General features: G+C 55.0%; 15 protein-coding genes. 10 read left to right on the top strand and 5 right to left on the bottom strand.

Annotation, left to right across the window (positions count from 1 at the left end; translation table 11 throughout):
* Positions 1-3: 3 nt before the first annotated feature.
* The 5 genes from murB to COO92_RS02520 all read left to right on the top strand — a co-directional run bounded on the left by murB (position 4) and on the right by COO92_RS02520 (position 4259).
* The gene (murB, locus tag COO92_RS02540; RefSeq protein ID WP_101299597.1) at positions 4-948 is read left to right on the top strand and encodes a UDP-N-acetylmuramate dehydrogenase; all 945 of its coding nucleotides are present in this window, start codon (positions 4-6) and stop codon (positions 946-948) included.
* Positions 945-1859, top strand: a complete 915-nt coding sequence (locus COO92_RS02535) for a D-alanine--D-alanine ligase (protein ID WP_101299596.1) — start codon at positions 945-947, stop codon at positions 1857-1859. The genes murB and COO92_RS02535 overlap by 4 nt, the downstream gene beginning before the upstream one ends.
* Positions 1847-2731 carry a cell division protein FtsQ/DivIB gene (locus COO92_RS02530; protein WP_101299594.1) on the top strand — a complete coding sequence of 295 codons (885 nt, stop codon included), beginning with the start codon at positions 1847-1849 and terminating at the stop codon, positions 2729-2731. The genes COO92_RS02535 and COO92_RS02530 overlap by 13 nt, the downstream gene beginning before the upstream one ends.
* A gap of 65 nt (positions 2732-2796) precedes the next feature.
* A complete protein-coding gene (locus COO92_RS02525; protein WP_101299592.1) occupies positions 2797-3984 on the top strand; it encodes an SGNH/GDSL hydrolase family protein in 1188 nt (395 codons plus the stop codon).
* 101 nt (positions 3985-4085) lie between these two features.
* Positions 4086-4259, top strand: a complete 174-nt coding sequence (locus COO92_RS02520) for a hypothetical protein (RefSeq protein ID WP_240626286.1) — start codon at positions 4086-4088, stop codon at positions 4257-4259.
* Positions 4260-4690: 431 nt separating this feature from the next.
* Here COO92_RS02520 and COO92_RS02515 read toward each other — a convergent pair whose 3' ends face one another.
* From COO92_RS02515 to COO92_RS02495, 5 genes are all read right to left on the bottom strand, one after another.
* Entirely contained in the window at positions 4691-5710 is a 1020-nt protein-coding gene (locus COO92_RS02515) for a LacI family transcriptional regulator (RefSeq protein WP_206186342.1), read from the bottom strand.
* Between the two features lie 67 nt (positions 5711-5777).
* Complete coding sequence (locus COO92_RS02510) at positions 5778-6884, bottom strand: ABC transporter ATP-binding protein (RefSeq protein WP_101299590.1); 1107 nt, start codon at positions 6882-6884, stop codon at positions 5778-5780.
* A 54-nt stretch (positions 6885-6938) separates the two neighbouring features.
* Entirely contained in the window at positions 6939-7817 is an 879-nt protein-coding gene (locus COO92_RS02505) for a carbohydrate ABC transporter permease (RefSeq protein ID WP_022732898.1), read from the bottom strand.
* Complete coding sequence (locus COO92_RS02500) at positions 7817-8710, bottom strand: carbohydrate ABC transporter permease (RefSeq protein ID WP_101299588.1); 894 nt, start codon at positions 8708-8710, stop codon at positions 7817-7819. Before COO92_RS02500 ends, COO92_RS02505 begins: the two co-directional genes overlap by 1 nt.
* Positions 8711-8775: 65 nt before the next feature.
* Positions 8776-10035, bottom strand: a complete 1260-nt coding sequence (locus COO92_RS02495; protein WP_101299586.1) for an ABC transporter substrate-binding protein — start codon at positions 10033-10035, stop codon at positions 8776-8778.
* A gap of 298 nt (positions 10036-10333) precedes the next feature.
* Here COO92_RS02495 and ftsA point away from each other — a divergent pair, with 298 nt between their 5' ends.
* The 5 genes from ftsA to recN all read left to right on the top strand — a co-directional run bounded on the left by ftsA (position 10334) and on the right by recN (position 17819).
* Positions 10334-11584: a cell division protein FtsA gene (gene ftsA, locus COO92_RS02490; protein WP_022732895.1), complete on the top strand. Its 1251-nt coding sequence runs from the start codon at positions 10334-10336 to the stop codon at positions 11582-11584.
* A gap of 232 nt (positions 11585-11816) precedes the next feature.
* Positions 11817-13481, top strand: coding sequence for a cell division protein FtsZ (ftsZ, locus tag COO92_RS02485; RefSeq protein WP_101299584.1), 1665 nt, complete (start codon positions 11817-11819; stop codon positions 13479-13481).
* Between the two features lie 336 nt (positions 13482-13817).
* Positions 13818-14789 carry a UDP-3-O-acyl-N-acetylglucosamine deacetylase gene (gene lpxC / locus COO92_RS02480; RefSeq protein WP_101299582.1) on the top strand — a complete coding sequence of 324 codons (972 nt, stop codon included), beginning with the start codon at positions 13818-13820 and terminating at the stop codon, positions 14787-14789.
* Between the two features lie 245 nt (positions 14790-15034).
* Positions 15035-15865: an outer membrane protein assembly factor BamD gene (locus COO92_RS02475; RefSeq protein WP_101299580.1), complete on the top strand. Its 831-nt coding sequence runs from the start codon at positions 15035-15037 to the stop codon at positions 15863-15865.
* A 283-nt stretch (positions 15866-16148) separates the two neighbouring features.
* Positions 16149-17819 carry a DNA repair protein RecN gene (gene recN / locus COO92_RS02470; protein ID WP_101299578.1) on the top strand — a complete coding sequence of 557 codons (1671 nt, stop codon included), beginning with the start codon at positions 16149-16151 and terminating at the stop codon, positions 17817-17819.
* Positions 17820-17861: the final 42 nt, after the last annotated feature.

The following is a 17861-nucleotide window of genomic DNA, read 5'->3' as shown; positions in this document are numbered from 1 at the left end:
GTCATGAGCACGCCGGGACACCACACACCTCTGATTGATCGCCTGCCCAAGGTCCGTGGCAAGCTGCGCGAAGGCGCACAATTGTCAAAGGTCACCTGGTTTCAGGTCGGCGGCCCGGCCGATGTGTTGTTCCGCCCCGCAGACGAGGCCGACCTTGCCGGTTTTCTGAAAAACAAGCCCGCCGATATGGCCGTGACGGTCATCGGGGTGGGTTCAAACCTTCTGGTCCGTGATGGTGGCATTCGAGGTGTTGTCATCCGTCTGGGCCGTCCGTTTACCGATGCCGTGCTCAAGGATGGCGACATTCATGTCGGGGCCGGTGCGCTCGATCTTAATGTTGCGCAAACCGCCCAACAATCCGGTATTGCCGGGCTGGAATTCCTGTCGGGCATTCCGGGCACCATTGGCGGGGCACTGCGGATGAATGCCGGGGCCTATGGCACCGAAATCAAGGATGTTCTGGTCTCCGCCACCGCCATTGATGGTAAGGGTGGCCTTCATACCGTCACCCCCGACGACATGGATTTATCCTATCGTCATTGCGGCGTGCCCGATGACTGGATTTTCACATCCGCCGTCTTGCGTGGTACATCCGGCGACCCTGACGAAATCGCCAACCGCATGGCCGAAATTCAGGATACCCGCGCCGGATCACAGCCGATCAAATCGCGCACTGGCGGATCAACCTTTGCCAATCCGACACCGGACCGTGCGTGGGAGCTCATTGATGCCGCCGGGTGTCGTGGGTTGACCATTGGCGGTGCGCAAATGTCCCCGCACCATTGCAACTTCATGATCAATCTCGGCACTGCCACCGCCTTTGATCTTGAACAGTTGGGCGATGAAGTCAAAAAACGGGTCAAAGACCACAGTGGCGTTGATTTGCGCTGGGAAATCCGGCGCATTGGCGAACGCCTTGGCCACTCAATCATAGGAAAAGACGCATGAGCAAACATGTCGCAGTCATTTATGGCGGTTGGTCGGCCGAACGCGAAGTATCTTTGTCATCAGGGCGCGAATGCATCAAGGCGCTCCATGAAAAGGGCTATCAGGTTACTGAAATTGACGCGACCCGCGATCTGGCGGCACAGCTTACCGCCATTGATCCCAAACCCGATGTGATTTTCAATGCCCTGCATGGCCGCTGGGGCGAAGACGGGGCGGTTCAGGGTTTGCTGGAAATCATGGACATTCCCTATACCCATTCGGGTGTGCGCGCGTCCGCCATTGCCATGGACAAAATGTCGGCCAAGGCGATGTTCATGGAATATGACATTCCCTGTGCCCGCCATGTCTGGGTGACGCGCGATGAAATTGCCAAGGGTGCGGCACTGCCCCCGCCCTATGTTCTCAAACCCAATAACGAAGGGTCGTCTGTCGGGGTTGAAATCATCCTGACGGCCGAGGAAGAACAAAACATGCTTTCCCGTGACTGGGTGCATGGGGCTGGCGTCATGCAGGAAGAATTCGTGCCGGGCCGTGAAATGACCGTCGCCGTCAAGGATGGTGAGGCGATGGAGGTCATTGAAATCCTGACCGGCAACCATGCCTTTTACGATTTTGAATCCAAATACGCCCAGGGCGGCTCCGAACATGTCGTGCCTGCCGATATCTCCGATGATTTGCGCACCAAACTGCGCCAAAACGCCGAAGCCGCCTATCGCGCGCTGGGATGCCGGGGCATTGCACGGGCCGATTTCCGCTATGACCCCAAACACGACCGTCTGGCCATTCTTGAAATCAACACCCAGCCCGGCATGACCCCGACATCGCTTGTCCCCGATGCGGCGCGCCATGACGGCTTTAGTTTTGCCGACATCGTCGCATGGATGGTGGAGGACGCCTCATGCGAGCGTTAGGAACATCAAGCACGCTCGAAGAACAGGCGCGCGAACGCCGTGAAAAGCTTGATAAGCAACATAGCGTTGCCTCGAACGTCAAACGGATCGCGCGTGTTGTCTGGTGGACCGGCTTCATTGGTGTCTTTACGCTTGGCCCGATTGCGCTTTGGCAAACCGGGCGTGCCGATGCGTGGCTAACCATCGCCCAGAACGAAGCCATTCGCCTGTCGGCGGATTTTGGCATGACGGTCAGAAACATCGAAGTATCGGGCCGCGAAAAAACCGATCCCAACGCATTGTTGGCCGCCATCGGCAAAAAGCCCGGCACCCCGATCATTACCTTTGACGTCGACAGTGCGCGCGAACGGATCGAACAGCTTTCATGGGTGCGCACGGCTGCTGTTGAACGCCAATTGCCCGATACCCTGATTGTCTCGATCGTCGAACGCCGCCCGCTGGCCCTTTGGCAGACAGATCAAGGCAACCATGTGCTGATTGATGGCGATGGCGCGCAGCTTCAGAACTATGAACTCGGCGATTATCTCGACCTGCCGGTTCTGGTCGGTGACGACGCCCCCGAACATGCCGCCGAGATGCTCAGCATCATCAAATCAGTACCCCATCTCTATGATCAGGTCACGGGTGCTCAGCGCATCGGCCACCGCCGCTGGAACATTCAACTTGCCAACGGCATGTATGTCCGCCTGCCCGAAAAGGACATGGACAAGGCATGGCAACGCCTTGCGGTGCTTGATAGCGAACATGACCTGCTTGAACGCGATGTCCTGATCGTCGATCTGCGCCTGCCCGACCGCACCTTCGTCCGCCTCACCCCCGGCGCCGCCGAACTACGCCGCAACCCGCCCAAGGAAAAGAAAGGGTCCGTCTGACACCGATCAGACCTGATCTGACACTTTCGCCATACCCCACCATGCCCCAACACCCTGTTTCAGATATGATTAAAAACGCCATTACCACCCCCATCACCGGCGATATCGTACGCGGTGCGATTGATCTTGAGTCCACAGAAACCGGTACAATTGCGCACCGCTTGCCGGACTGGGCCCGTGCGCAATGCCTTGACCCGCAACTGGCAATGGCCGAAGCCCAGCCTTCCGGGGTGCATCTGGTATTTCGCACAACAGCAACCGAAATCGCGCTTGAGGCCGTGCCAACAAAGCGATCATATGTCGGTATGCCACCGCGCCCCAATGGCATGTATGACCTGTTGGTCGACGGAAAATTGGTCCAGCAGGCTACGATTGATGCCGGTCACGTTCTTCATATCGACATGACAAAAGGCACGGCAACGCCCCAAAAGGGTGCCCCCGGTTTTGCGCGCTTCACCGAGCTTCCCTCCGGGCCGAAAAATATCGAAATATGGCTCCCCCATAACGAAACAACCGAATTGTTTGCCCTTCATTGCAACGCCGCCATCGAACCCGGGCGCATGAACGCCCCATCCACACCAAACCGCCGCGTCTGGTTGCATTACGGCAGCTCCATCAGTCAGGGGTCCGACGCCGCCAGCCCCACCGGAACGTGGCCCGCGGTTGCGGCCCTTGCCTGTAATGTGGATCTGATCAATATGGGCTTTGGTGGCGGGGCATTACTGGACCCTTTTATTGCCCGCACCATCCGCAATGAAAAAGCCAACCTGATTAGCCTGAAAATTGGCATTAACCTTGTAAACGCCGATATCATGCGCCTTCGGGCTTTCACATCGGCGGTTCATGGTTTTATCGATACCATTCGCGATGGGCATCCGTTAACGCCGCTTCTGGTGATATCGCCGATCTATTGCCCTATCCACGAAGAAACGCCGGGCCCATGTAATTTTGATTTTGCCGCCCTTGCCAACGGCACCCTCAAATTTCAGGCAACCGGAGACCGGGGCGAAACGGCACACGGCAAACTTACATTGCAGATCATTCGTGACGAACTGTCAAAAATTGTTACCCAACGGTCAAGCACCGACGCCAACCTGCATTATCTCGATGGGCAGTCGCTTTATGGTCCCGCCGATTACGCACACATGCCCCTGCCCGATGAACTTCACCCGGATGCGGCGACACACCATAAAATTGGCGACCGGTTTATCGCAAACGTGTTTGGGCCAAATGGCGTTTTCGCGCCAGCTTAAACCGCCAGACAGTTATATATTCGGCTCAAACTATGAGATGAATAAACGCTCGTTATGGCTCATGAGGAAGGTTCCCCGTCCTGCCCGACAAGGACATGGACATGGACATAGACAAGGCATGGCAACGCCTTGAGGTACTCAACAACGAACATGACCTGCTCGAACGCGATGTCCTGATCGTCGATCTGCGCCTGCCCGACCGCACCTTCGTCCGCCTAACCCCCGGTGCTGCCGAACTGCGCCGCAACCCGCCCAAAAAAGGTGACGCGGCATAACACCGCCCTCATCCAACAAGTTGCCCCAGCGGCCCGTCAGGACTCAAAAAAGTGATGCTGCGTGACGCTGCAACTCATCCCCCTAAAAAAAGGTGATGCAACATAATGCCGCCCCCACCCAAGAAGATGTCGTCGCCTGACACCGCAACCCGTCAAAAAAAGGGGCGCAGCGTGACGTCACAACCTGGAAAAAAGAGGGCGCGGCTGACCCCGCTCTGGCCTCCTGCTCCGTCATCAAAACCACAACATTAATTCATCATACAATATTACTTATTGGTGTTCTCGATGATTATGCACCCTGCTGCGAACAAACTTCGCGTTATTCACTAAAAATGATCAATCGTAATAACTCTTCATTTTTTATGAATAATCGAGACATGTCTGATGCGCCGTTTGCGGGTGGGATTTAGGCCCCCTTAAACGCGACCACCTTACCCCTCATTTCGCCACACCGGGACCGGCTGACTAAGCGATTGCAGGCTGGTGGTATCGCGCCCTTCAATGACATCCAAAAGGTGGGTTGCCAATTGCTGTCCGGCGACAATCAGGTCCTCGCGCAGGCTATCGATGCGTGGTCGGGTAAAGTTCAGCAAATCCGACGTTTCCTTGGCAATCACATCAATATCGCGCCCGACATTCAGGCCTGACTGGATCATGCCGTCAATCAGCGCCATGGCACAAAGTTCACTGCCGCAAATGATGCCGTCGGGCACATAATCCTGATGGCGCAAGGCCATACCGGCCTGACGCAGAACTTCGCTGCTGCTATCAAGGTCAATGCCACTAAGGACTTGGAACGGTACCCCGGCGGCCTTCGCCGTTGCCGCCAGCCCGGCCAGCGTTTCCTGATAATATGAAAATTCCGATGGTGGGGATAACAGTGCCAACCGTTTGCGCCCGCGCGAAATCAGGCGGTTTGCCGCCATTTCGCAAAAGGCCCGGTTGTCAAAATCGTGATAGGCATGCTCGGCCCCCGTCAGGCTGCGACCATGCGCGACAAAGGGCAATCCACTTTGGCGCAGCACCTCAATCCGTTCATCATCGGGGCGCACATGGGTAATGATCACCCCGTCGGCTGCGCGTGTATTGAGGATATAGCGCACCGGGTCCATCGGATCATCGGTGCGTGATTGTGGTGTCACAACAAGATGGTACGGCGTGCCGCGCATGACATCGGAAATGCCGACAATCAGGCGTCGGGCAAATTCCGGCACCTTGTCGGTTTGATCCAGCACCAGACTGATGACATTGGTTTTGCCCGTGCGCAACCGCACCCCGGCGCGATCAGGGTGATAGCCGATGGCATCGGCCACCTTGCGCACCCGCAGTTTGGTTTTGGCACTGATGTCATGCGCGTCCTTAAGCGCACGCGACACCGTGGTCACCCCAAGGCCGGTCATTTCCGCAATGGTTTTAAGCGTCGGTCGGCTTTGGGCACGCGACGGGCCCAAATTGCCAACAGGATCATGTTCAGACAGCGCGCTGTCCCTCCGTGCAAGGCATTCCGATGTGCATTTTCTAGCGCAGTCTTACGCCGCTTTGGGGATCAAAAAACACAACTTTTTCAAGGTTAAAGACCAATTCTGTATGCTGGTTGGCCTGCCCAAACCAATCCTGATGCAAGCGCGTCACGACCTCCTTACCGCCCAGCGCAGTAATGGCATAGATGTCGGCCCCGGCGGGTTCAACCACATCAATCTTGCACGATGCGGTCACCTGTTGCCCGGCCCGCATCGCCGCCCGGCTGTCGGCATCGGTGATGGCTTCGGGCCGGATGCCGACAATGACTTCCTGCCCGTCATATGCGACCACATCGCCGGGCAATTGATCGAACCCCAGAACCAGCGGGTCTTCGCCCGCGCGCGCCATTTCAACCCCGTTGCCACGTACCGTCGCCGGGATCAGATTCATTGCAGGCGACCCCATGAAATCAGCGACAAACAGATTGGTCGGATCGTTATAAATTTCGGCAGGCGTGCCGTATTGCTGCACGACCCCGTCTTTGAGAACCGCGATGCGTGTGCCCAGTGTCATGGCTTCGATCTGGTCATGGGTGACATAGACAATCGTGGTGCCGAATGTCTGATGCATGCGTTTGATTTCAGTACGCATATCAACACGTAACTTGGCATCAAGGTTTGAAAGCGGTTCATCAAACAGGAACAATTGCGGATTGCGCACCAGCGCACGCCCCATCGCCACACGTTGACGTTGCCCACCGGAAAGCTGACCGGGTTTACGATCCAGAAGATGTTCGATCTGAAGCGTTTTGGCCGCCTCTGCCACCTTGGCATCGCGTTCGGCCTTTGGCATGCCGCGCATTTCAAGGCCAAAGGCGATGTTTTGCCCGACATTCATGTTGGGATAAAGCGCGTAGCTTTGAAACACCATCGCGATGTTGCGTTCGGCAGGCGGCAAATCATCAATCACATTACCATCAATGCGGATTTCACCGGTTGTCAGCTTTTCAAGCCCGGCAATCGTGTTCAAAAGTGTTGATTTGCCACAGCCCGACGGGCCGACCAGCACAAGAAACCCGCCTTCCTCAACATCAAGCGAGATATCGCGCAACACATTGATTGGACCGAAACTTTTGCAAACCTTGTCGATTTGTAGAAAGGACATGATAACTTCCCTGTAATTCTTTTTATGGGTGCTTTTGGCTTCGCTTTGCTTGGCTTAGCCCTTGACCGCACCAGCCATCAATCCACGCACGAAATAGCGCCCGGAAACGACGTAAACGATCAGTGTCGGAAGGGCCGCAAGCACCGCACCAGCAAAATGCACATTGTATTCCTTAACCCCGGTCGAGGATGAAACGAGGTTGTTGAGTGCCACGGTCATTGGCATCGAATCAAAATCGGCAAAGGACGCGCCAAACAGGAAATCATTCCAGATGTTGGTGAACTGCCAGATCACGGTCACGACAATGATCGGCCCGGAACTGGGCAGTAAAATACGGGTAAAGGTTCGCCAGAACCCGGCGCCGTCCATCTTGGCTGCCTTGATCAGCTCATCAGGAAATGCCGCGTAATAGTTGCGGAAAAACAAGGTGGTAAAGCCAAGCCCATAGACCACATGCACCAGCACCAGACCGCTTGTCGTACCCGCAATGCCGATCATGCCCAAAACACGCGCCATCGGGATCAGGACAATCTGAAACGGGATGAAGCATGCAAACAGCATCAGACCAAAAATGATCTTATCGCCGGGAAACCGCCATTTGGTCAGGACATACCCGTTCATCGCCCCAAGGGCGGTCGAGATCGCCACAGCAGGCACGACCATCATGATGCTGTTGATGAAATAGGGGCTAAGCCCGGTGGGTTCGACCCCTATCTGGGCCCTGGACCACGCGTTCAGCCATGGCTCAATCGTAAAGACCTCGGGCAGTGACATCATGTTGCCACCGCGGATTTCATCGAGTGTCTTGACCGAGTTGACCAGCATGACAAACAGCGGCAGCAAATAATAAACCGCAAACAGGATCAAAACCGCATACAGGGCAGCACGCATAAGCTTGCCGGTGCCAAACGAAGGTTGCGTTGAACGGGCCATTAGCGACGCTCCCTGAGTTCGGAATAAAGATAAGGCACAATGATTGATGCAATCATCGCGAGCATGATCACCGCCGATGATGCCCCAACCCCCATCTGATTGCGGGTAAAGGTATAGGAATACATGAAGGTCGCCGGAAGTTCGGTCGCACGTCCCGGCCCCCCATTGGTCAAGGCAATAACAAGGTCATAGGCCTTGATCGCCAGATGGGCCAAAACCACAAAGGCCGACAGAAATACCGGGCGCAATTGCGGGATCACGATCCGGGTATAGAGGCTCCATCGGCTGGCCCCGTCCATCTGGGCGGCTTTCATGATTTCGCTATCGATGCCACGCAGCCCGGCCAGAAACATTGCCATGACAAACCCCGATGATTGCCAGACAGCGGCAATCACCACGGTATAGATCGCCATGTCGCGATCCTTGATCCAGTTAAAGGTGAAACTTTCCCAGCCCCACAAATGCATGGTGTTTTCAAGACCAAGACCGGGATCCAGAAACCATTTCCACGCCGTCCCGGTGACGATAAACGACAGCGCCATCGGATAAAGATAGATCGGGCGCAGGATGCCTTCGCCGCGTATTTTCTGATCGAGTAAAATCGCCAGTACCAAGCCAAGCACCGAGCAGATGGCAATGTAAAGAATGCCAAAAATCGCAAGGTTCTGAAGGGCAATCAGCCAGTTTCGTTGCCCCCACAGGTTGGCATAGTTGCCAAACCCTTCGAGATCATAAGACGGCAGCATCCGGCTGTCGGTCAGCGACAGATAACCGGTGTAAATGATAAATCCGTAAACGAATAAAAGGATCAGAAACAGGCTTGGGCTCAGCACCAGACGGGGCAGAACTTCCCGCAGGGTTGCCTGTGCCTTGCCGGGCAAGGATGGTTGCATGGGTCATGCTCCGCACGTTATCCGACGGCCGATGTTCGCACCGGCCGCCGGTTTATCGTTTTGGTTTATTGGGCGGATGCCACCGCATTGACGAGTTCTTCAGCAGCCGTCGCGCTGTCGTACTCGCCATTGAAATGGGCGGTGATCACGTCATACATGGCGTTTTTGACCCCGGCCGGGACCGAGTGACCATGCGCCATGGAGCCAAACAGCGTGCCTTTTTTGTTGGCCGCAGCCAGTTCGGCCATGCCTTTTTTACCGCACGCATCAAAGGCATCGTTTGAAACATCCGTACGGGCCGGAACCGATCCCTTGACCACGTTAAAAGCCGACTGGAAGCTTGGCGACATGACCGCAGAGGCCAGTTTCATCTGGGCGTCCTGACGGTCCTCACCAACCTTGAACATCACGAACTGGTCAGAGTTGAACGTTACCGCATCCTGCGTTCCGGGGAACCGGAAGCACATAAAATCGGTATCCGGGACTTTACCGGCATTGAGGAATTCACCCTTTGCCCAGTCCCCCATGAACTGCACACCGGCTTCCTTGTTGATCACCATCGCGGTTGCCAAGTTCCAGTCGCGGCCCGAGAAGTTGTCATCAACATAGGTGCGCAATTTCGCCATGCGATCAAACACGGTTTTCATCGTATCTGATCCCAATGCATCCGGATCGGTATCGATCATCGATGCCTGATAGAATTCAGGACCACCTGTTGCCATCACAACCGCATCAAAGATGGTGGCATCCTGCCACGCCTGTCCGCCATGGGCGACGGCGGTGTAACCAGCGTCCTTGATCTTATCAAGGGCGGCAATCAGCTCATCCCAGTTGGTCGGCTGTTTCAGATCAAGTTCTTCAAAAATTGCCTTGTTGGCCCAGACCCAGTTGGTGGAATGCACATTGACCGGGGCGGCAATCCAGTGACCGTCATGCTTTGAAAAGTCTTTCAGAGCATCGGGAACAACCTCTTCCCAGCCTTCCTTTTCCGCCAGCGCATCAAGGTTGGCCAAAACATCTTCGCCCGCCCAGTCCTTGATATCAAAGCCCAGCATCTGAACAGCGGTTGGCGCATTGCCCGATGTCACGCGTGCGCGCAGAACCGTCATTGCCTGTTCACCGCCACCACCTGCGACCGGCATGTCGTTCCATGAAACGCCCTGATCTTCGAGATCCTTTTTCAGAACCTGAAGCGCCTTGGCTTCACCACCAGCTGTCCACCAGTGCAGGACTTCTACACTTTCCTGTGCCGATGCAATGCTGGTCGAAAGTCCGAGTGCCGCGATCATTCCGATCCCGGCACGTGTCATTTTGCCAAGAAACATGCTGTTTCCTCCCTGTTGGTTTTATGATTTGGCGGTTAATTACTGCAACGTTACAGTTGACTGTCAAGCTGGGCCTGTAACGTTGCAGTACAACAAAGCCATAAGCAGGGAAAACCCGCGGTTGATCATCCCTGTCATTTCGCACCGCAAAATGACAATTCCCGCGATCAGATTGACGTATTGCAAAAGACTCCGGTCAGCCTTAACCAATTTGCAACGGCTTTTAGTGGAAAACGGGCGTAAGGTTCGTCATATAAAAGTTGAACCAATAACTATTAAAAAGATTTCGAGCACTCAATTGGCACGCAGCAAAACCAAATCAGGATTGATTGCGGCTTTGGACATTGGAACGTCCAAGGTCTGCTGTTTTATTGCCCGACGTGAAAAAGACCTGCCGCCGAAAATCATCGGCATTGGTCACAACATGTCCAAGGGGCTACAAAGCGGCGCAATTTCCAATCTTGATGCCGCACAGGAAGTTGTCTTGGCGGCGGTCAACGCCGCCGAAAAAATGGCGGGGCACACGATCGAATCCGTGATCGTAAACCTGTCGGGGGGACAACCCGAATCGGAAACACATACGGTTGAATTACCCCTTGGGTCCCGGCCGATTGGCAATCTTGAGATCAGAAAACTCAATGATCAGAAAGAAGCCCTGTTGCGTCAGGCCGGTGACGAACTGATCCACGCGGTTCCGCTTGGCTTCCGGGTGGACGGCACCAACAGTATGAATGATCCGCGCGGGATGTATGGATCGACCCTTGGTCTTGATCTTCATTTTGTGCGCACCCAGACAGCCCCGCTTCGCAATCTTGATACGCTTTTGCGCCGCTGCCATCTGGCGATCCGGGAAACCGTTGTCACCCCGTTGGCATCGGGTCTTTCGGCCTTAACACCCGATCAGCGTGACCTTGGCGCCACCGTGATTGATATGGGGGCCGGAACAACCAGTGTTGCAGTTTTCCATGGCGGACAGGTGATTTATACCGCCTCGGTTCCCGTCGGTGGGGCGCATGTGACGCGCGATATCGCTTATGGGCTGAACACGTCGCTTAACCATGCGGAACGGATGAAAACCCTGCATGGCAGTGCACTGACATCCCCGTCAGATGATCAGGAAATCCTTGCGGTTCCGGTCATTGGCGATGAAGACGAAAACAATTTCAATCACGTGCCGCGGTCGATGTTGATCAACATCATCAAACCGCGCCTTGAAGAAACGTTTGAACTGATCCGTGACCAGCTTGAAGAACACGGTCTGTCACAGATCGGCGGACGCAGCATTGTTTTGACGGGCGGGGCCAGTCAGCTCAATGCCATTTCCGATCTGGCCAACCAGATGTTTGAACGTCCGGCAAGCATTGCACATCCCCACGGCGTCACCGGCCTTGCCGAAGCAACCGCAGGTCCAGCCTTTTCGGCCTGTGCCGGATTGTTGCTGCGCGCCGTCGAACAGCAAAACGACCCGTTAAGCGAAGCCATGGCCAATATCCGCCAATCGGGTGGTCGCTGGGGCCGTCTTGGCGCGTGGTTTAAAGAAAATTTCTAGTTTCCCAACATCAAAAACCAAGCAATCCGCAGGTTTGCTGAGCAAATCGGAATGAATGCAGATTTTTTTTGCATTTTTTCGAAAACTTTTGCGCGCATTAACACGCCAATAACTCTTTGCCAGCTAAAACCATCTTGGAGGTCTTTGTGTCAGGACGTGTTCTGACATACGTGGCAAAGGGAAGGTCGCGTAAGATCTTTAAGCTCTAAAGCGCGGAGAGGAAGAGCAAACAATGAGTACAATCAGTTTTTCCGTACCTGAAACGGAAGAAAACCTAAAACCGAAGATCACCGTTATCGGTGTCGGCGGTGCTGGCGGAAACGCCGTGAACAACATGATCACATCCGAACTTGAAGGATGTGACTTTGTTGTTGCCAATACCGATTCTCAGGCCCTGACCCAAAGCAAAGCCACGCGCAAAATGCAGCTTGGCCGCAAAATTACCCAAGGCCTGGGTGCAGGCGCACGTCCCGATGCCGGAGGTGCCGCAGCAGAAGAATCGATTGAAGAAATTCAGGCACAGCTTGAAGGCTGCCACATGGTATTCATCACCGCCGGTATGGGCGGTGGTACGGGTACCGGTGCAGCGCCGGTCATCGCACGTGCCGCCAAAGAGGCCGGCATTCTGACCGTCGGCGTTGTGACCAAGCCGTTCCATTTTGAAGGCACGCGCCGTATGCGCACTGCCGAACAGGGGATAGAGCAACTTCAACAGTATGTTGATACCCTGATTATCATTCCGAACCAGAACCTGTTCCGGGTTGCGAATGAAAAAACCACGTTCGCAGATGCTTTCCAGATGGCAGATGATGTTCTGCGCAATGGCGTGCGTTCGATTACCGACCTTATGATGGTTCCGGGTCTTGTGAACCTTGACTTTGCCGATATCCGCACTGTGATGAGCGAGATGGGCAAAGCCATGATGGGCACCGGCGAAGCATCTGGCGAAAAACGTGCCCTTGAGGCCGCCGAAGCTGCCATCGCAAATCCGCTTCTGGAAGATGCTTCGATGAAGGGCGCACGTGCTGTCCTGATCAACATCACCGGCGGCATGGACATGGCGCTTTACGAAGTCGACGAAGCCGCGAACCGTATTCGCGAAGAAGTCGCCTCCGAAGCCAACATCATCTTTGGGTCGACCTTTGACCCGACCATCGAAGGCGCGTTGCGTGTTTCTGTGGTCGCAACCGGTATTGATGCCGAAGACGTCCGTCGTCCGCAGCCAACCACTGTTTCCGTCGCACAGCCCAAGGCGGCTGAACCGGCAGAAAAAGTCGCAGCTGCACCGTCATTTGGTCAGCATGGTGCCGGCAATGCCGCCGCCAGCGCACCAGCAGCCGGCATGGCACAGGATGACTATGCAGGCGGTGCTTCGATTGATCAGATTCCAGCAGATCGCTTTGCTGCCACCGGCAGTGCGCATCAGCCAGAACTGAACCATCAGGCCGAAGCACAGCAAACCGGGTCGATTGAAATGGGCCAGACGGTCCTGAAACCGAAACCGGTCCTTCGTGCAACCGAAAAACCAAACAGCAACGGCGACATGGCATTCATTCCGCCGCGCGCTGTTTCACCAAGCGAAGCCGCACCGGTCAGCAAACACAGCCCGGACGTCTTTGAGGCCGCAGATGCCCAGAACGCAACATCGCCGCGTTCGGTCCTAAGCAGCCTGTTTGGTAAAAACAAAACCGCCAGGGAACAGCAGGGACAGCCGCAACAGCATGCTGCCCCCAAGGTCGCGCAACCGCAGGCACCTGCGCCGCGTCAGACCGAAATGCCCCTGCACGATGATGGATCGCAGGTCATGAACAAGGAGCCCTCTTCCCGGGGCAAGGCGCCTGGTGCGTCTGATGACCTTCTTGAGATCCCGGCCTTCCTACGTCGTCAGGCCAACTAACGACGTTTCTCCGCGCGAAAAAGGGAAGGCAAAATGCCTTCCCTTTTTTTATAGGCGACCTTCATGGCATGACGCGGACCGAAACGCCTTGTGACGAAAAAGCCGCGAACTGGATGCGCTGCATTTGCAAAAACACATACGTTTTTGCTGACCGTATCGACATAAATACGTTTATTTTCAAATACTTAAATCGGTTACAAAGCGTAACAAAGAGTGATTTGTTTGATTGTCATTCTATCGGTAATGTCTGAAACTAACGAAGCGACGGTTACGATTACTCATGACGCTTCACACAACATTTGATTGCAAACTGACGGACCTGATTTGGGGGTTACCTTGAACAAGATTACTGACCTAAGCGCCGCATTCGCGCAAACAGGCGTATCGGATAACGATATCGTTTGTCAGCGCACGCTCAAAGCGTCCATCGGCTGCGCTGGTGTCGGGCTGCATTCCGGTCAGAAAATCCGCATCACCCTCCATCCGGCAGAAATTGATCACGGCATCGTCTTCCGCCGCACGGATCTGGCGGAACAGCCACTGTATCCGGCGCGCTATGATGGTGTGATTGATACCCGTCTTTGCACCTGTCTTGGCGATGCCTCCAAGGGCATCAAGATTGGCACCATCGAACATTTGATGGCCGCCCTTGCCGGGGCACGCATTGATAATGTCCTGATTGACATTGATGCCGACGAAGTGCCGGTCATGGACGGCAGCTCAGCCCCGTTCAACTTCCTGATTGACTGTGTCGGGATCGAAGAACAGGACGCACCGCGTCAGGTGATCGAAGTTTTGAAATCCGTCGAAGTCGATTACAACGGCTGCACGGCACGCATTGAGCCGGGCAACGGTTTTGAAGTTGATTTCGAAATTGATTTCGCCAGCAAGGCGATTGCCAATCAGCGTATGTCCGTCAAATTTGATGACGGCGTTTTCGTTGCCAACATTTCACGTGCCCGTACTTTTGGCTTCCTTCACGAAGTTGAAGCCATGCGCTCCGCCGGTCTGGCGCGCGGTGGGTCGCTTGATAACGCGGTTGTCCTGTCGGGCGACGAAGTCATGAACGAAGAAGGCCTGCGCTACGAAGATGAATTCGTGCGCCACAAAATCCTTGATGCGCTGGGTGATCTTTATACCGCCGGGATGCAGCTTCAGGGCAAAGTGACCGCCTATAAATCAGGTCATCACGTCAACAACCTGCTGCTCAAAGCGCTGCTTTCTGATGAAAGCGCCTATCAGGTTGTGCCGATGCGCAAATCAGCCCTTTATGCTGTTAACGACGCGCCGGTTCTGGCGACGGCCTAAGCCAGCGCTGGCTTAAGCATTGCAGCATGAAAATGTGTTGTGATCATGTGATTAAGGCGACCGTCATGGTCGCCTTTTTTCGTCTCTGAACGGTGAATTTTGCAATGTCTTCTTGCCCGATAAAACCTGATGGCCGATAAAAGTGCCAAATGGGCATACAACTACTTGCCCAATCCCGCCCTCCCCATGATATAGTCCGGCGGATTTTTTAAAATGTGCCTCACGAAGTTCAAGGATAGGTCACAGTGCTGAGTACCGTTCGCGCCAAAAACATCATTGCAATTTGTGGCATGGCCATTCTGCTTGCTGCCTGCTCAAGCAATGATGCGCCGGAATATGTCGAACGTCCGGTTTCCGAGCTGTATAACAGCGCGCAAGATCTGCTTGATGCCAAGGAATACCAACAGGCGGCCGAGGCGTTTGATGAAGTCGAACGCCAGCACCCCTATTCGGTCTGGGCGACCAAGGCGACCCTGATGTCGGCATATGCCTATTATCAGGACAACAAATACGATGATGCGATCAGCGCGATTGACCGCTTTATTTCGCTCCATCCGGCCAACCCGGATGTGCCGTATGCCTATTACCTCAAGGCGCTTTCCTATTACGAACAGATTTCCGACGTCGGCCGTGATCAGCAAATGACACAGGACGCGATGCAGGCACTTGATGACATCATCCGCCGTTTCCCCGACAGCAAATATGCCCGCGATGCCAAATTGAAAAAAGACCTGACGGTTGACCACCTTGCGGGCAAGGAAATGAGTGTCGGCCGGTATTATCAGGATCGTCAGGAATTTCTGGCGGCAATCAACCGGTTTAAATCGGTTCTTGATAAGTACCAGACCACCACGCACGTTCCCGAGGCACTGGCGCGCCTGACCGAATGCTATCTCGCCCTTGGGCTTGAGGGTGAGGCAAAACGCACCGCATCGGTTCTTGGCCATAACTTCCCGGGCAGTGAATATTACAGCGATTCTTATGCGCTTCTGGTCGATGACGACACGATCAAGGCCGCACAGGATGATAAAAGCTGGTGGGATTCTGCAACCCAGTCGGTTAGTGACCTGTTCTGATTATCCACAACCGGCCTAAACGCCCTTTAAGACTCCAGCGTTAATGGTGTGATATCACAGATGAAATCACACCAGAACACAACAAGAACAAACTGTTCTTGCATGCTGTTTTAAAACATTTTTCGCAGAAGACTGCGGATTGGGTGTTTTTGCCCGAATACCGGCATGCGCAAGACTTGCAAGCGCCATCAGGATTGGGCACTGTGCAAGTTACAGCGACGTTTTGCCCGATCATCCGTGCCAGACCTGTCTGCTGCCCCGTTAACAACATCAGTACCCAGCGATGCTTCGACGCCTCAGCATTCGGAACGTAGTCCTTATCGACAAACTGGATCTTGATTTTCACGATGGGCTTAGCGTCCTGACCGGGGAAACAGGTGCGGGTAAATCGATCCTGCTTGACTCATTGGGTCTGGCCCTTGGCGCGCGTGCCGACAGCGGGCTTGTCCGCCATGGCTGTGATAAATGCAGTGTTTCCGCGACCTTTGTCCTGCCGCAAGGTCATCCGGTTTATCGGCTGCTGTCTGGGCAGGACATTGATCTTGAGGGCGAGGAACTGGTTGTCCGGCGGGTTGTCACGGCCGATGGACGATCGCGCGCCTATGTCAACGATCAGGCGGTATCCGTCGGCCTTCTGCGTGACGTTGGCGATTACTGTGTTGAAATTCAGGGCCAGTTTGATCAGCACGGGTTGCTTGATCCAACCACGCACCGATCCACCCTTGATGCCCATGGCGATCTTGGCAGCATGGCCCTTGCCGTGCGTGATCATTGGCGGGCCTGGCGCGAAACGCAAAAAGAACTCAACACCGCACGTGCGCGCATTGATAAGGCGCGCGAAGAGGAAGAATGGCTGCGTCATGCGGTCGATGAACTTGAAAAGCTTGGCCCCGAAGAAGGCGAAGAAGAACGCCTTGCCGAAGAACGCCAGTTTTTGATGCACGGCGAAAAACTTGTCGCGGCGTTGAATGATGCCAGCGGGGAGCTTTCACGTGGCAAAGGGGCGGAAAGCGCGCTGCGTGGTGCGCAAAGGTGCCTTGAACGTGAACTTGAAAAGGCCGATGGCCGGTTTGAACCAATTATCGAGGCGCTCGACCGTGCCGCGATTGAGCTAGAAGAAGCCAACCGGTCGATTTCAGCAACGCTTGCCGATCTCAATGTCGATACCGGTCATCAGGAAAATGTCGAAGAACGGTTGTTTGCGCTGCGTGCGGCTGCGCGCAAATACAATGTTCCGGTCGATGGCTTAAACGCGTTGATGAAAGATTTCCGATCCCAGATCGATCAGCTTGAATTTGGCGAAAAGGAACTGTCGCGCTTGACCGCCGCCGTTGCGCAATACCGTTCCGCGTTCGTTGAGGCCGCGGAAAAGCTACATGCTGCGCGTAAAGAGGCCGCGGCGAAGCTTGATACGGCGATCAACGCCGAACTGCCGCCGCTTCGCATGGAAAAGGCAAGCTTTGTTACCGACATTGCCAAAACCGACGAAAACGAATGGGGCAGCGAGGGTATTGACCGTATCCAGTTTACCGTTGCCACCAACCCCGGCAGCCCGCCCGGCGCACTCAATAAAATCGCATCGGGCGGGGAGCTTTCGCGGTTCCTGCTGGCGTTGAAAGTTGTGTTGGCCCGTGTGTCGGCTGTGCCCAGCCTTGTCTTTGATGAAGTCGACAGTGGTGTTGGTGGGGCCACGGCGGCCGCCATTGGCGAACGGTTGCATTTGCTGGCCAAGGAACGTCAGATCCTTGTCATCACCCACAGCCCGCAGGTTGCTGCGCGCGGCCGCACGCATTTTTATATTGCCAAGCGCGAAACAGAGGGCACCATGGTCACCCGTGTAGATGCCTTGGTCGATGGTGCCCGGCGCGAAGAAATTGCCCGAATGCTGGCCGGTCATTCCGTCACCGCAGAAGCCCGTGCTGCTGCCGACAGCCTGTTAGAACAACCTCGTTAAGCCAGCACCCCAAACACACAAGGGGCGACTGGCGAACACTGC

The sequence above is a fragment of the Thalassospira lohafexi genome (assembly GCF_002844275.1).
Classification (GTDB): Bacteria; Pseudomonadota; Alphaproteobacteria; order Rhodospirillales; family Thalassospiraceae; genus Thalassospira; species Thalassospira lohafexi.
Note: the sequence above shows the minus strand (reverse complement) of the source record. Positions and strands in the feature narration are given on the sequence as shown.

Coding starts and splice junctions, on each gene's coding strand:
- murB (WP_101299597.1), top strand. CDS start 4: ATGAGCACGCCGGGACACCACACACCTCTGATTGATCGCCTGCCCAAG.
- COO92_RS02535 (WP_101299596.1), top strand. CDS start 945: ATGAGCAAACATGTCGCAGTCATTTATGGCGGTTGGTCGGCCGAACGC.
- COO92_RS02530 (WP_101299594.1), top strand. CDS start 1,847: ATGCGAGCGTTAGGAACATCAAGCACGCTCGAAGAACAGGCGCGCGAA.
- COO92_RS02525 (WP_101299592.1), top strand. CDS start 2,797: ATGATTAAAAACGCCATTACCACCCCCATCACCGGCGATATCGTACGC.
- COO92_RS02520 (WP_240626286.1), top strand. CDS start 4,086: ATGGACATAGACAAGGCATGGCAACGCCTTGAGGTACTCAACAACGAA.
- COO92_RS02510 (WP_101299590.1), bottom strand. CDS start 6,884: ATGTCCTTTCTACAAATCGACAAGGTTTGCAAAAGTTTCGGTCCAATC.
- COO92_RS02505 (WP_022732898.1), bottom strand. CDS start 7,817: ATGGCCCGTTCAACGCAACCTTCGTTTGGCACCGGCAAGCTTATGCGT.
- COO92_RS02500 (WP_101299588.1), bottom strand. CDS start 8,710: ATGCAACCATCCTTGCCCGGCAAGGCACAGGCAACCCTGCGGGAAGTT.
- COO92_RS02495 (WP_101299586.1), bottom strand. CDS start 10,035: ATGTTTCTTGGCAAAATGACACGTGCCGGGATCGGAATGATCGCGGCA.
- ftsZ (WP_101299584.1), top strand. CDS start 11,817: ATGAGTACAATCAGTTTTTCCGTACCTGAAACGGAAGAAAACCTAAAA.
- recN (WP_101299578.1), top strand. CDS start 16,149: ATGCTTCGACGCCTCAGCATTCGGAACGTAGTCCTTATCGACAAACTG.